This window comes from Fluoribacter dumoffii NY 23, assembly GCF_000236165.1.
Classification (GTDB): Bacteria; Pseudomonadota; Gammaproteobacteria; order Legionellales; family Legionellaceae; genus Legionella; species Legionella dumoffii.
This window is the reverse complement of the sequence record NZ_CM001373.1, coordinates 2390044-2403998: the sequence shown is the minus strand read 5'-3', so window position 1 is coordinate 2403998 and position 13955 is coordinate 2390044. Positions and strand designations below refer to the sequence as shown.

Sequence of the window (13955 nt, the reverse complement as noted above, 5' to 3'; positions counted from 1 at the left end):
TTTTGTGAAACATCTACTGTTTTTTTATATCAATTAATCATTTTAAGTGGACAAGGAGTTTAAATGAGAAATAAGTTTTATTTATTTGGATTAATCGCGGGTATTTTAAGTACTGATGCAGTAGCAGGAACTATGGGGGAGCCTGTTGCGCCTTTTAATTATGTTGCTGCGTTGAGTATTGGCCCCGTATGGCCAACAGGTGGGGATTCCCAGACTTTTTATTTGGCAGAAGGAATTGAGAAAACCTATGATGCGAACAACAATACAAATGCTCTCGCTGATTTTGAGGTATTCCTGGGTTTGCAACGCTCATTGACGCCCACATTTCTGGGGCAATTAGGTATAGCGGTTGCTGCAACTACTGATGCTCGCCTTACTGGTGATATTTGGGATGATGCCGATCCGGAATTTGATAACTATACCTACAGTTATAAAATCCAGCATACCCATGTGGCATTAAAAGCAAAATTATTGGCTGAGATGGGATTTATGGTAATGCCTTGGGTAAGTGGCAGTGTGGGTGTTGGTTTTAACGATGCTCATTCTTTCGACAATACTCCCAAGATTTTTGAAGCTGTGGCTAACCCCAATTTTAAATCACATACCGAAACAGCATTTACCTACACCGTAGGTGCAGGAATCCAAAAAGAGTTGAATCAAAATTGGCAAGTTGGCGTGGGTTATGAGTTTGCGGATTGGGGTAAAAGCAAACTGGCTCGTGCACCTGGTCAGACCCTCGGTGATGGATTAAGTTTAAATCATTTCTACACTAATGGGGTTATGTTCAACCTCACTTTTGTAGCATAAGACAAGACCAACGAGAATCGGGCTGTTCATACAGCCTTTTAAAGTCTGGGGAGGCAAGGCATTTAAACGCGAAATACCGGTTCAAAAAACTGCTTTACGAACCAGACTCCAAGATTAATCCATGGGATAATTGCAAAAATTTTTGACGCGAAAGAGAAAGAAAAAAAATCATTTATTGCCAGGAAAAAACCGAAAATATTATTCAATTTCAAACAAGGAGGGCTGGTGATAATCCTTATCTGCCAAAGGAAGGGCAAAATGAACTCCTATCCCAAGAAGTCGAATAGGTTTGGATTCATGGGGAATAATTTTTTTAAATAATTCGTTATAACGTTCCAAATTAATTTGGGTGCTTTTAATTTCGGCTGAAACTAATTTGAAATCACTCATTTTTATCTTGATAAACTGATTTTTTATCAACAAATCGGCCGCATTTTCCTTGATTCTAACAATTAAGGATTGATATAGCTCACTGATTACTCTCATCGCTTTTTGAGGATCATGAATATCGTATTGGAAGGTTTTTTCAACGCTTAATGATTTGCGCAAGCGATTGGGTTGCACTGGGCGATTATCAATTCCCCGGGCCTGATAAAACAATTGTTGCCCCATTTTTCCAAAGTGTTTGATTAAAAACTCCAAAGGATATTCCTGTAAATCATTACAAGTAAAAATATTCAGTTGATTTAGTTTTGATGCAGTGACTTTTCCTACCCCAAATAATTTATTGACGGGAAGAGTTTTAATAAATTGCTCTACGTGCTCGGGGGTAATGACGAATAAACCATTAGGTTTATTCCATGCACTTGCTATTTTTGCTAGAAATTTGTTAGGTGCGACGCCAGCAGATGCTGTAAGTTGGTGTTGTTTAACAATTGTTTCTCGAAGCGCTTGCGCGATATAAGTAGCACTACCTTGACAATGGGAAGAATGCGTGACATCCAGAAAAGCTTCATCAAGGGATAAGGGTTCTACCAGATCAGTAAATTGCCGAAAGATACTGTTTATTGATTGCGATACCTCTTTATATTTAGGCATGTTTACCGGCAATACAATTAAGTCAGGGCATAAACGCTGTGCCACAGCAGTTGGCATTGCTGAATGTACCCCATATTGACGAGCAATATAATTACACGTGCACAGGACGCCGCGTTGGTTTGCTAAACCGCCTACGGCAACAGGTTTATTGTTTAATAAAGGGTTGTCTCTTATCTCAATGGCTGCATAAAAGCAATCCATATCAATATGAATTATTTTTCGGGACATAAAACTATTCAGTGAAAAATGATAGGTATAATGAGCAAGTATAGCTTATACGGTACCATTAAACAGCGCTCCTCCAGGAAGCACTCTACTCTTAAAGTTCATTTTTTAGCTGTTGTTTATTGTTGGATTCATCACCCAAAAATTGCAATTCGACCTGTTTTCTGAATTCTTTATACAGTTTTTTCTGGTTCACGCCAAGGAAGGTATGGAAAATTCCTTTTTGGGGTTTAAGTTTGCTGTCTAATAGGGATAATAACAATGGAAATTCATCTTTTTCCCAAGAATTTTCTTGTGCCAGGTATTCCTTAACATGAGTCAGGCATTGTTGATAATGCTTTTTATTGCTCAGGTGAGGGGAGAGTCGATAATAGTGTAATAAGACTGCGTGCGTTTTATCAAGAACTTCTTTTTTGAATGTGGGTTTGAAATGGAGCTCAGAAAAACTGGAATCAATTTCTGTTTGTTTTACTTCCCTGGAAAGACGTTTAAATGCCTCATCCAAATTCGCCTCAGATTTGATGGCCATTTCAAGTTTAGGGAGTAGAAGCAGACGTTTTTGAGGATGGATTATAAAACATCGTATCAGTTCGTCCAGTTGATAGGGAACTCGATGGACGTTAATTGTCGAACAATCACCAACAGTACGTTTTTTCAGATCCTGCATCACAAATTCTAATGGAATTTCAACAGTGTTGGAATAAACGACCCCGTCATTTAAACCTTGATGAAATAGGATATCTTTTAAGGTATTTGCAGTTTTTTGCTGTCCTGTTTTATCCAGGTATGCCAACGCTTCACTGACAGTTTTTATAGATTTTTCAGGAAAATTCTGTTGTTCCATTTCAAAAATTAATTCTACCAAGGTTTGTCTTCGTCGAAAACTTTGAGACATGGCGTAGTTGGTGATGATTTGCGCTATGCTGAATGTGGAAGGGTATGAAGCATCACCCAATCCACCAAGCAAGTCTTCAAAGGATTTTTGATCCAGATTTAAATCCCGGTAATCTTCTGTTTCGGAAATTAAATGGGTTGCCAATTCACCCCAGATACCATCCGTCATTGAAACAATAATATCACCTTCAGTTAATGCAAGTGTTTTCCTGATAAGTACATTATCTTTATTAGCAGTTGAGGAAAACATTTGTACTGATGAGGGTGTCCAGGTATTAAAACCTCGGTAAATGTGGCGCGCGCATAAAGAATTTTTGATCTTGTGATGCTTGTCCATAATGACAATCAAGCCATCGCCTATATTGGCAAATTCGCCAGAATAATGTCCTTCTTGCTCATGTTTGTAAGTAAAAGCCGCCATTGAAGCATGAGCATCATAGTCTTTATGCTTTGAAGAGGTAGATGATCCAATTGAGGCTAATGTTGTTTCCATGTTTTCCTCAGAGCCCAAAAAAGCTTCACAACACCAATGTGATACTTTATGAATTTCTTTATCTTCTTCTGGATCGCCCGCTCCGCCCCCCAAACCATCATTAACGGTTACTCGTGCGCCATTAATAACTCCGGTTTTATCTGTTGTAACACATACCCCTGAACTATCGAGTATTCTATCTTCGTCTATATCCTTATCTTGATGAGAAAGGCTTGAGCCGATAACAATCGCACTATTATGACTTTGATTTACAGAATAGAACCTGTCTGATATAAAAGTGGATAGTTTTTTTGAATGATCTTTTGCCACCGAATGGGAAAAAATAATTTTTTTGCCAGTGATAACTTTTTCTCTCATAGTAATACTCTGTTTAATCCGTTCTGGGCCTTCTAAAGAAAATAGTAAAAATCCTCTTTAGAAATAGTTTTTACCTGCACCGTTTTTTTAATGAAACTCTACTTGCGAATCCTTTAATAACTCTTTATTTACCTCTTCTTGAATCAAGAATTTCCTTAGTAGCAAGAGGAAATTAAAAACAAGCTATTATGTCATAAAATAAAAAAAACAGGAAATATTTAAAACATAATGAGCTATTATTATAAATAATGGTGCGCGCTTTTTGAGTGTTTTATGCCAAATTTACCCGGGCTGATTTTTCTGAAGGCCTACCCTCCTGAGCAAATATGGAGATTATTGGTCGATGGGCGTTTTTGGGCAAAAGAACATGGCTGGCAAGGCTATGAATCCAGGGAAAGAGGTTCAATTAATGCAGCGTTAGAAAGTTTATGTTCCATTGCATTAGCAGTAAATCAAGATGATGAAGAATTTGAATTAAGTGTTCGTTTAATAAAGGAAATTCATAAAAAATGTGGAAGAAAGGTAGAAGAACTAGAAGATAAAAGTCCTGGTGAAACCAGGACGGATGAGCCTGTTTCCTTCGGTATTCCTGCAAGTCGTGCCTCAATAAAAGGAATTGAAGAATTTCTCCAGCTGTTTTTTCTTATTAAAGGGGGGGCGCAGTTCGGTCCTGGAAAGCAAGGACCTTTTGGACCTGGGTTTGACTTCGACTATTTTGAAGGTTTGCTCCCGGAAAAAATACCTGAGCTCGCAAAAAAAATATACGAAGACATGAGTGCGAGCGGGCACAATAACACGACTCATTTTTTTCTTGCTGTAAGAAAAAATGTTGATCTTTTTTTGGATGCAATAACCCAATCCTATAATAGGGAAATCAAGAACGCCAAAACACTGGATGAAAAACTTGAAGTGATAGCCAAACACATCCGCCAATACGAAGTATTGCATCCTTTTAAAGATGCAAATGGCAGGACCTTTGTCAATAATTTATTAAATATCCTGCTGATGCAACAAGGATTACCCCCAGCAACCTTTTTTGAACCTAATGTGTTTGATTTATACAGCAATGATGAGCTCGTAGTTGTTATTAAAGAAGCTATGTTTAACACCCTGCAAGTCATTGAAAACAATAAAAAAGGTATTTCCTTATATGGATATAGAGATACCCTGGAAGACAAAAGCAAATTTCTGGAGATGCTCGATAGCCCTTCTTACAAGAAAATTCAAGGGATTGACTTATCCCATGTAAATGAGAACAAACTATTAAAGAGAACTAAAGCCTGCCTTGATTCTTTAAACGGGAAATTACCCCTCCATAGAGCGGCAATTTATTCAAATGATCCTGCTGAGGTAAAAGAGTTAGTATCAACCAATGAGTCTCGAATTGATGAACAGATAAAACAAGGGGCACCGCCAATTTTTGTGGGTAAAACCCCTGCTCATTTAGCAGTAATAATGCAAAATATGATAATGATTGATGAACTTATTGCTAAAAAAGCAGATTTATCAATTCAGGATTATGATGGGAAAACGATTCTTCATTATGCTGCAGAATCCGGAAACATGGTCATAATGGGAAAAATCTTAACAGTTCTACTTCATCAGAAAAATGCCCTGGAGGTCCTACAACTGAAAGACCATGAGGGAAAAACAGCCTTCCATTATGCGGCTGAATTTGGAAGTCCGGAGTTAGTCTCTGCCCTAACTTCCACTGATATGATTGAAATAAATGAGGCAGATAAGGGTGGGGCATCCCCAATAGTTTTAGCGTATAAAAATCATAAATTGCATACCTTCGAAAAATTACTCGATTCAGGCGCAAAGATTAGTAAAGAGCTTTTAAATGAAATAGTGATCCGCAAAGATAAAGACACATTAAAAAAAATTATTGCGAAACATGAGAAACTGCTTTTAAGTAAAGAAGTGTTCGAGTTTGCTATTCGTCTGGGAAGTATAAGTTTAGTTAAAAAATTTTTAAAAGCCGGGATGGATATTAATCTCCCCATTACCAATGATAATGGAACCCCCTTGATGATGGCTATTGGAAATGGGGATTTAAGGTTAACTAACTTTTTATTGAAGAGAGGGGCTGATACAAATCTAACAGATAAGCGCGGATATACTGCCTTGCATTATGTTTTTTATGCGAGCCCAGAAAACAGATTGCACATGATAAAAAGCATTCTGAAGTATAATAAGAAAGTAATTGATACACCAAGTGAGATGAAGCAACCTCCACTATTTAATGCGATTGCAGTAAGAGATTTCAAGGCCCTGGCTCTCCTGTTAGATATGGGGGCGAGGGTTGATTACGAAAGTGTAGAAGGAAATAATATATTACATTCTGCCTTGACTGTATGTGATATTTCTATGATCCAGGAAATTGCATCCAGGGATAATAGGCTATTCCACAAAAAAAATTCTGAAGGAAGAACACCCTTTCATCATGCACTCAATGAATTCTCCAGGTTCCGGTATTCTCAAGATCATGAAATTAAAATGATAAAAATATGTGATTTCCTTTTTAAGGAACGAGTAGATTTGAATACAGAAGATGCAAAAGGAAAGACTATATTAGACCAGGCTTTATCAAGCCGTTATTATGGATTATGCGTGAAATTGTTGAAAGCAGGGGCTCATACCAATATTTCTGCAGCTGCAGATTTTCTCAAGATGAGCGAGGCAGATTCTATATTAAAAAATCCAGTGAGATTTAAGAAAGAATTGGGGACGATGCTCGATGAAAATCCTTTAATTGCAATGAGCCAACTCAATGATTTGTATATCCACATTAAACTCAATCAAATCAGGACCCCTAAAAATTATCTTCCACAGGGGGGAAGATTATTTTTTAAAGGAAAGTCAGAGGATGAAAAAGCCCACAATGAGACCTTATCTGTATTAAAAGAACTCTATGATACTAAACTTAAGGAGCTGCTCGATAACTACCAGGGTCAGGAAGAAGGTTTTGCAAAAAAACATCAAGCAATTGATGAAAATTTAATCTACTTAATAAAAAATCAAGCGCTTTCTAAAAAAATAGTAAAACCTTCCAGCCAGATTGTTGAAGGCGAAACTTATAAAATAAAATGGTAATTCTTTCCAGGTTGTTTACCTTAGGGAAAATAACCGCAAAATTTTTAAAAATGTGTGAGTCAAGACTGTTTTTTTATTTTTTATTTGTATAAGATAGCAACGTCTAATTCTTTACGTTATCCAAGTTCTGTGGATATTTATTCCGACCGTTCCAAGCCATAATTTCCCATACCTTGCAAAAGATCCTTGATCTACATGGGCTATCTTTCTTCCTAAACGAAATCTCAACCTTAAACTTATTCACATTTTCTGTGGATAAGTCTGTTTATAGTCTGTCAAACTTTCTGTAAAAATAGAAAATAGGGGGGTGATGAATCATTCTTCAGAGTGATTTTTGATTATTTGGAGGGCAGGCATTTAGTTCAATCAGAAGAGTAGAGGTGATGTTGCCAATTCTTAATGGTGAGATGCCGGTTTTTTTCTCAACGCTTTGAGTTCGCTGTGTTTCGATTTTTCATCCAAAATTTTTTGTTTGGCTCGTCTTGAACGCCTTTTCTTTTGGCGTTTTAATTTTTCGTTTTTTTGTTGTTCTTTGGTTTTCTCATCAGTTACCTGGGAATGTAACTTTTCACAAAGCCTTATTCTTGCAAAATATCGATTATCTTCCCGGCTTCTTGATTCCTGGCATTTAATTTCCAGGCCTGAAGGGATATGCTTTAAATAAACGGTTGAGGCAGTTTTATGTAGCTTCTGTCCTCCTTTGCCGCTGCCGATGATGAATTTTTCAATGAGATCTGTTTCATGGACCTGTAGTTTCGCCATAAAATCAGATAATTTCTCCCATTTTTCTTTATTAACCATAAAGCTTTTTTTCTTAATAAGTAAAGATTAAAAATTGAATTTTTCTAAATAGTACACCAAATTCAAAATTCAGTCTTTCTTTGTCAAGAATGAGCTTGAAGGGTTGGGTATGGGGTTAAAACAACAGGGCAAGGCTGGGTAGTTAAACCCCAACCTTGGAATAAGATTTTAATTAGATGGAGAATCAATGAATTCATCATCATCTGATTCATCGGGAGATGCCAGGAACTTGTCTTCATAATCTATAACAAAACCTGCAAAAATTCGGATGATGCGATCATCAATTTTTTCAGGATAATGAACAGAGACGCTCCATGTTTTATCGCCAAAATTTCTGTTGAGTTCAGCAATTGGATGTGGGTTGTTTGCTGAGGCTAAAATGACGAATCGGTCAAAAGTGGGATTTGCATAAGCAAAACCAATCTCAGTTGCTTTTCCTGACTCATCATAGTCATATATAGTAAATTTAGCAGACTCAAGGGTTGCCAGATTTCCATCGATAAAACCAATTTGCACCCCGCGAGTATCATAGATATCTATTTCCTTTGCCCAGGGATATAAAGAACCTAAAGAAATGATTCGAGTAATACCTGTAGCTTGCCATCCATCTTTATTGGATAAATCATAGTTTGTGCGGATTCGAAATGCGCTCTTTTTTATTGAACCGGGATATGTTTCTCTTTGAGGTGATTTTATCTGATATATTTCTGAAAACTTATAAATATCCTTTGTCATGACAAAATCATAAGGGTGATCTTCGTGAACACCGTAACTATTAGCTAGAGCTGCATAGGTTGTAAACAGGATAAACAGAAATGATCCCAATAATTTACGCATTATATGACCCCTTAGTTAAAAAAATTTGGCGATGCCCAAATGGCACCCAAAGCAAAATAAATAAAAAAAATAAATAATTCAATGTTTTTTTTACATTTTGAGAATTAGGTGTGCAGTAAATCCGATTTTAATTAGAGCCAATTTTTTCCCGGGGAGGTAAATTTTTTAGCCTCCCGCTAGTGGCGATGCTCTCTTGAAGCGTTTCTTAACAGCACCCGAGGAGGCAAAGTATTTATTTGTAATCAAAAATGGCGTGATTTTGAGGAGCATTTGCAGGGCTTTCCTCCAAGCTTTCAGGTTGTTCCATTTTTTTAGGAGCCGGGTCTAAAGAGTAAGGAGTGCTTTTACTGGTATTAGTCTCAAAAAAACGGTATTGAACCAGGCTTGAATGATGATCCTTTTTGTTGTCATCATTATTTTTTTCCTGAATTTCTCCCTCTTCTGAAAGTGATATGAGATCGATTTCTTCTTGTACTTCATCATATCCTCGATTCATTAGCGGCATTTTTTCTGTTAATGCAGAAATCTTCAAATTGAGTTCAGTACGTTCGTCTTTGAGCCGCCTAAGCTGTTTACTTAACTCTTTTTTCTCTTTCTTTTTAGTTGAAGAGTCTTGTTGTTGTTTTTCTATAACATCAATTTTGTTTTTTAGATTCAAGGATTGGTCCAGCAGGTTTTTCATCGAAACACTCACCATCTTTTTTGAAGCTGATCTCATATGTTCCAATTGTTCACGAATCGAATGATTGGTATTTGCCAAATTTTCCAATTTATCAGCATGACGTTCTTTAAACTCTTGATCCCATTTTTCATCAATAATGTAATTTTCCAATACAGATGTTAATTCACTTAAAAAACCACTCAGGCTTAGAAGGTCTGTAGACGGGAAGAGTCCAAAATCCTGGGTTAACCTGGGAGCCATAATTATCGCAAGATTATGAGGCGTCATGAGATTGCTTTCTTGAAATAGGCCCGCTTGATGCATTAAATAGCAGTAATGATAGAGAATTTCTCCTGCACGCTGATGATCGGCTCGCTTGGAAAGTAAGAGTTTATCAATAAAATTATCAAATAATTGCTTCGCTTCTTTTGTAATGTCTTTTGTCTGTTGGGTGTTTAATAACAGGTTCAAATTTTTAGAAAAATCAATCAGCAGGTTATCTCGGGGATCGATAAGGGTTCGATTTTTAACAATGGCTGGGATCATTCCTAATACGTCATGGAGATGATCGGTAATTACTTTATCTTTTTTTAGAACGTAATCACTTAAAACCTTCACACTAAACTGTTCACTAATGAGTTGATCAATTAATTTTGCTGTTTCCTCTTTTGCTCCCGCTACCCGAAAAACCCCAGGTGTACCTAATAATGCTGGATGTTGTGTTACTAATTGAATAATCGAGCGGAACACATTTACTATTATTTGGGTATTATAAGGACCAGGCATTTAAATTCTCCGAAATTTTAAACGAATAACACTTAGGCTTTGGTTCTAATTATTTTCAAATAAAGAGCAATTTGAGACGAGTTTGTTTTGGTTTATCTGGTTTTTCAGAGCAGATAATCCGTATAACTATATAAAATGCAGAGTTGATTTACAACGAAGGACTGTATTGAATAAATTGAGGTTTACTTGAATAGGAGGGCCATAGGTTGAGCGCAGCCGCCATTTTAAAGAGGTTTTGGCCCTAGTACCAAGAACTATGAATTTAAAAATAGAAGTAATGATTTCTGCACATGCATTCTATTTTCACTTTGCTTAAAAATTATAGAAGCAGGGCTATCCGGTAAGGTCACGGATACTTCTTTTCCCCGTTCCATGGGCATGCAATGCATAAATACCGCTTCTTTTTTTGCATGGGACATTAAGGACTCATTGACCTGGAATCCCTGAAAAACTTCATTGTTTTCCTGATCTTCAAAGCCCATACTAGTCCATACGTCAGTGTACACTGCATCGACATTTTTAACTGCGGTTTCAGGTTTGGAAAAATTATAAATCATGCCTGGCTTTTTGCTTTGTGCCTGCGCAACAATTAAAGCATCAGGCTGACGGGATGCAGGACAACAGTAATTGATTGTTATTCCTAATTGAGGCGCAAGCAGCATCAGACTATGCAAAATGTTATTCCCATCACCGATATAGGCAAGGGTGAGGCCTGCAAATGAACCGAATTGTTCCCACAGAGTTAATAAATCTGCCATAATCTGACAAGGATGGTGTAAGGCTGAAAGACCGTTGATTACAGGGACTTTCGCATAAGCAGCCATTTCCTGTAAAATCTCATCAGCATGGGTTCTTACCATAATAAAATGGGCATACCCATTTAGTACTCTGGCCATATCGGCTGGTGTTTCCTGTTTTCTTGTATTACCTACACTTTCAATGGCTATTCCGCCCATACTCTGAATTGCCATTGCAAAACTTAGGCGCGTTCGGAAAGAAGGTTTTTCGAAAATCATAGCCAGACTTTTATTCTCCAAAGCTTGACTATAGAGTGATGGGGTTTGTTTCAGGGCTTTGGCGTTCTTGAGGACAATGCTCACTTCTTCTGCGCTTAATTCGGTTCCAGTGAGAAAGTGCCTTAATTTTTTACTCGAGGAGGTACTGATTCCGTCGTTTGGATTGGTTGCGGCCACAAGGTTAGTTTCAAAATCAAATTGGGCCTGCTGTAAATTAATCACAAAGGTATTGGTTTTGACTTCACTAAACGGCAAAGTATGAGTCATTTCTGCTAAAGGGTTTTTATTGGAAATTGGAAGGGTCATTCATAGCCTCCTTATTAAATCAATATATGTTTATGCTTGATGCAACGATTTATTCGCTGATCTGGATGTCTCCAAGGATGTCGAAACGGCTCAAACCCTTTCTTTAACACCACAGTTAAATCCTGGATGAATTTATTCATAATGAATCCTTAAGCCAGATATCTTGCAGTTTCTGGATTTCTCCAGTTGCCTTAAGTTTTTGTAACGCTTTATTAATGTGAGGGAGTAATGGAGACCCTTTTTTAACGACTAGCGCATACCCATAATCTGACTTGCCCAATACAGAATAGGAAAGACCTGCATGTTTTTTGCTGTAGATCTTGCCTTGGGCTTCATCCATCAAAATGACATCCACATGTCCTGCAGCTAATGCCTCAATTGTTTGATTGTTGTTATCAAAAGCAGTAATTTGCACTTGAGGATATTTTTGTCGTAACCAAATCTCCATCATACTGCCGAGCTGTACCGCTACATTTTTTCCTTTAAGTTGATCCGCTGATTTAACCGGATGATTGGCTGGGTACACTGATGCCATGCCTTCAAAGTAATAGGGGTCAGAAAAGTCAAAATTGACTCTTCTCGCATCGGTGATGGTAATTGTCGCTATAGCAATATCATCTTGCCCGGAGCTCAAGGCGGGGAGAACGGTGCTGAATTGCATGTTGTCAAACACAGCATTCTTTCCGAGCTCCTTTGCAATCAATTTTGCCAAATCAATATCGAAACCTTTGATTTCACCATGTTCTGTATATTCAAATGGTGGATATTCTGCTGATGTGGAAAAACGTAAATAATTCTCATCGTTTTTTCTATCGCAAGATGAAATGGGAATTATAATGGCAATTGCAAAGACAATAAAACTGAAAAATCGAGGCATTTGAATTTGTATTCATTAAATATCCATAACGTGAATATATTTGTTTTTGACGCACGTGTCAAATCTAAAATGAATTCAATTTCATTTTTTTGAATATAGGTTCAATAAGACTATCTACCAACAGGGCTATTACCTGGGCATTAAGGATGTTTCATATAAAGAAAAATCACCGGTTGAACCAGAAATGCAGCTGATAATCTGCATCAGCCCTAACATGCAAAATCAAATTGCCTCCACGCTTCATATAAAACAACTGCAACGGCATTGGAAAGATTTAAACTTCGATTATTTTCCCTCATAGGGATGGATAGAGAAGGGTACTTTTTTAAAATCTCTTGCGGTAAGCCTCTGGATTCTGGCCCAAATAACAAAACGTCATCCGGGGTGTAGTGAACTTTCGAGTAGCATTTTTTTGCTCTCGCGCTAAATGCAAAAATATTTTTCTGATGATGCTGGTGAATAAATGTTTCCCAATTTTCATATTGGGCAATAGAAGCCCATTCATGATAATCCAGTCCAGCACGTCTTAATGCCTTTTCCTCTAAGGAAAACCCCAGGGGATGTATTAAATGCAATTTTGCTCCGCTATTGGCGCATAAGCGGATGATATTTCCTGTATTTGGAGGAATTTCAGGTTGATACAATGCAATATGAAACATAAATTTTGTAAATGAGTAAAAAAGTACCCTGGAAAAGAGGGTGCATGAGTATTTTTGAATTATAGCGCTAATCAGAAGTGTAAAACAAACTCAGCTGATCAAAAAAATATCCATCATTCAGGGAGCATATTTATTTTTTATGATTGCCAATCCGCAAAAAGGACAGTTCTTTTACATGCTTTTGAGTGGGTAAAAACTGGATACTCCATAAAGCAATTGCCGCATTGCTGTCCACTAGAAAGCGACCGTCCGCAAGCAAAAGCGGGTTGTTATTTACAGTAATAAGATAATTATCAGTGAACCAGTTAAATAGTTTAAAATCACGCAGTAATGAAGGGGAGTCACTTACATAATCAGGTAATTCCTGATAAGAAAAAGAGGGATAACTTTGTTTTAATTGAGTCTTTGATTCTTTGTTAAGAGGGGTTAAAACATCGATGATTTCCAGATGATTTGCATTTAAGGCAATGCCTCTCCATGCTGTTGAACTTAATAATTGCGGAAAGGCCCTAACTTTCATGGGGTTTACTCCTAGTTTAGCAAGTTCTGTGCGAACGGCGGTAAGAGCCCGTTGATGTTGAAAAATATTAAAGGCCAAAAATAAACTTACCAGTGCTAAGCCAATGATAACGGGTTGCCTTTTATTAAAGATGAGTGTGGCTATAATTCCTAAACATAAAGGAACGGTTACAAATGGATCAATTATAGAAACAATATCCCAACTTACCCTGATTTCTGAGAATGGCCAGAATAAAACAGTTCCATAGCTGGTACAGGCATCCAGCAGGCCATGAGTTGCATATCCAATTAAAGCTGCCAGGAAAGTAAATTGCCAATTGCGTCGAAAGCGTTTGAAAATGAGCAAAACTAAAGTACAAAGTATCGCCCCTGCCGGGATAAAAGCCAGGGAATGGGTAAAGTAACGATGATAGAGAAAAAACAGCATGGGATTGCCGGCTTCACGTATGAATATATCCAAATCAGGTGTCATGGCTACTAATCCGCCTACAATCCAGGCATTCTGTTTATCTTTTTTATACAAAATTGCCTGAGAGCAAGCTGCGCCTAAAACTGCGTGGGTTACTGGATCCATTTTTTCCCT

General features: G+C 37.4%; 11 protein-coding genes. 2 read left to right on the top strand and 9 right to left on the bottom strand.

Features of this window, described 5'->3' with window-relative positions:
- Positions 1–63 precede the first annotated feature (63 nt).
- Positions 64–807 (top strand): outer membrane protein, encoded by a 744-nt coding sequence (locus KYQ_RS10830; protein ID WP_010654289.1) that lies wholly within the window; start codon positions 64–66, stop codon positions 805–807.
- Positions 808–1005: 198 nt separating this feature from the next.
- Here KYQ_RS10830 and dinB read toward each other — a convergent pair whose 3' ends face one another.
- Together dinB and KYQ_RS10820 are read right to left on the bottom strand one after the other, a co-directional pair.
- Complete coding sequence (dinB, locus tag KYQ_RS10825) at positions 1006–2073, bottom strand: DNA polymerase IV (protein ID WP_010654288.1); 1068 nt, start codon at positions 2071–2073, stop codon at positions 1006–1008.
- Between the two features lie 91 nt (positions 2074–2164).
- Positions 2165–3814: a hypothetical protein gene (locus tag KYQ_RS10820; protein ID WP_010654287.1), complete on the bottom strand. Its 1650-nt coding sequence runs from the start codon at positions 3812–3814 to the stop codon at positions 2165–2167.
- Between the two features lie 273 nt (positions 3815–4087).
- Between KYQ_RS10820 and ankX the strand changes: the two genes are divergently transcribed.
- Complete coding sequence (gene ankX / locus KYQ_RS10815) at positions 4088–6910, top strand: Dot/Icm T4SS effector AnkN/AnkX/LegA8 (protein ID WP_010654286.1); 2823 nt, start codon at positions 4088–4090, stop codon at positions 6908–6910.
- Between the two features lie 396 nt (positions 6911–7306).
- Here the strand turns inward: ankX and KYQ_RS10810 are convergent, their stop codons facing one another.
- The 7 genes from KYQ_RS10810 to KYQ_RS10775 all read right to left on the bottom strand — a co-directional run bounded on the left by KYQ_RS10810 (position 7307) and on the right by KYQ_RS10775 (position 13946).
- Positions 7307–7711: a peptide chain release factor family protein gene (locus KYQ_RS10810; RefSeq protein ID WP_010654285.1), complete on the bottom strand. Its 405-nt coding sequence runs from the start codon at positions 7709–7711 to the stop codon at positions 7307–7309.
- Positions 7712–7879: 168 nt separating this feature from the next.
- Positions 7880–8548: a hypothetical protein gene (locus tag KYQ_RS10805; RefSeq protein ID WP_010654284.1), complete on the bottom strand. Its 669-nt coding sequence runs from the start codon at positions 8546–8548 to the stop codon at positions 7880–7882.
- A 232-nt stretch (positions 8549–8780) separates the two neighbouring features.
- Complete coding sequence (locus KYQ_RS10800; RefSeq protein ID WP_010654283.1) at positions 8781–9995, bottom strand: Rho GTPase-activating protein; 1215 nt, start codon at positions 9993–9995, stop codon at positions 8781–8783.
- Between the two features lie 254 nt (positions 9996–10249).
- Positions 10250–11317 (bottom strand): ornithine carbamoyltransferase, encoded by a 1068-nt coding sequence (gene argF / locus KYQ_RS10795; protein WP_010654282.1) that lies wholly within the window; start codon positions 11315–11317, stop codon positions 10250–10252.
- Positions 11318–11453: 136 nt separating this feature from the next.
- Positions 11454–12194, bottom strand: a complete 741-nt coding sequence (locus KYQ_RS10785) for a substrate-binding periplasmic protein (protein WP_010654281.1) — start codon at positions 12192–12194, stop codon at positions 11454–11456.
- Positions 12195–12403: 209 nt separating this feature from the next.
- A complete protein-coding gene (locus KYQ_RS10780; RefSeq protein ID WP_010654280.1) occupies positions 12404–12853 on the bottom strand; it encodes a tRNA (cytidine(34)-2'-O)-methyltransferase in 450 nt (149 codons plus the stop codon).
- Positions 12854–12983: 130 nt separating this feature from the next.
- Positions 12984–13946 (bottom strand): metal-dependent hydrolase, encoded by a 963-nt coding sequence (locus KYQ_RS10775; RefSeq protein ID WP_010654279.1) that lies wholly within the window; start codon positions 13944–13946, stop codon positions 12984–12986.
- Positions 13947–13955 lie beyond the last annotated feature (9 nt).

What these genes read in the sequence shown, in the direction of transcription:
- KYQ_RS10810 (WP_010654285.1), bottom strand. Translation starts at nt 7,711, where the DNA reads ATGGTTAATAAAGAAAAATGGGAGAAATTATCTGATTTTATGGCGAAA.
- KYQ_RS10830 (WP_010654289.1), top strand. Translation starts at nt 64, where the DNA reads ATGAGAAATAAGTTTTATTTATTTGGATTAATCGCGGGTATTTTAAGT.
- ankX (WP_010654286.1), top strand. Translation starts at nt 4,088, where the DNA reads ATGCCAAATTTACCCGGGCTGATTTTTCTGAAGGCCTACCCTCCTGAG.
- argF (WP_010654282.1), bottom strand. Translation starts at nt 11,317, where the DNA reads ATGACCCTTCCAATTTCCAATAAAAACCCTTTAGCAGAAATGACTCAT.
- KYQ_RS10780 (WP_010654280.1), bottom strand. Translation starts at nt 12,853, where the DNA reads ATGTTTCATATTGCATTGTATCAACCTGAAATTCCTCCAAATACAGGA.
- KYQ_RS10820 (WP_010654287.1), bottom strand. Translation starts at nt 3,814, where the DNA reads ATGAGAGAAAAAGTTATCACTGGCAAAAAAATTATTTTTTCCCATTCG.
- KYQ_RS10800 (WP_010654283.1), bottom strand. Translation starts at nt 9,995, where the DNA reads ATGCCTGGTCCTTATAATACCCAAATAATAGTAAATGTGTTCCGCTCG.
- KYQ_RS10785 (WP_010654281.1), bottom strand. Translation starts at nt 12,194, where the DNA reads ATGCCTCGATTTTTCAGTTTTATTGTCTTTGCAATTGCCATTATAATT.
- KYQ_RS10805 (WP_010654284.1), bottom strand. Translation starts at nt 8,548, where the DNA reads ATGCGTAAATTATTGGGATCATTTCTGTTTATCCTGTTTACAACCTAT.
- KYQ_RS10775 (WP_010654279.1), bottom strand. Translation starts at nt 13,946, where the DNA reads ATGGATCCAGTAACCCACGCAGTTTTAGGCGCAGCTTGCTCTCAGGCA.
- dinB (WP_010654288.1), bottom strand. Translation starts at nt 2,073, where the DNA reads ATGTCCCGAAAAATAATTCATATTGATATGGATTGCTTTTATGCAGCC.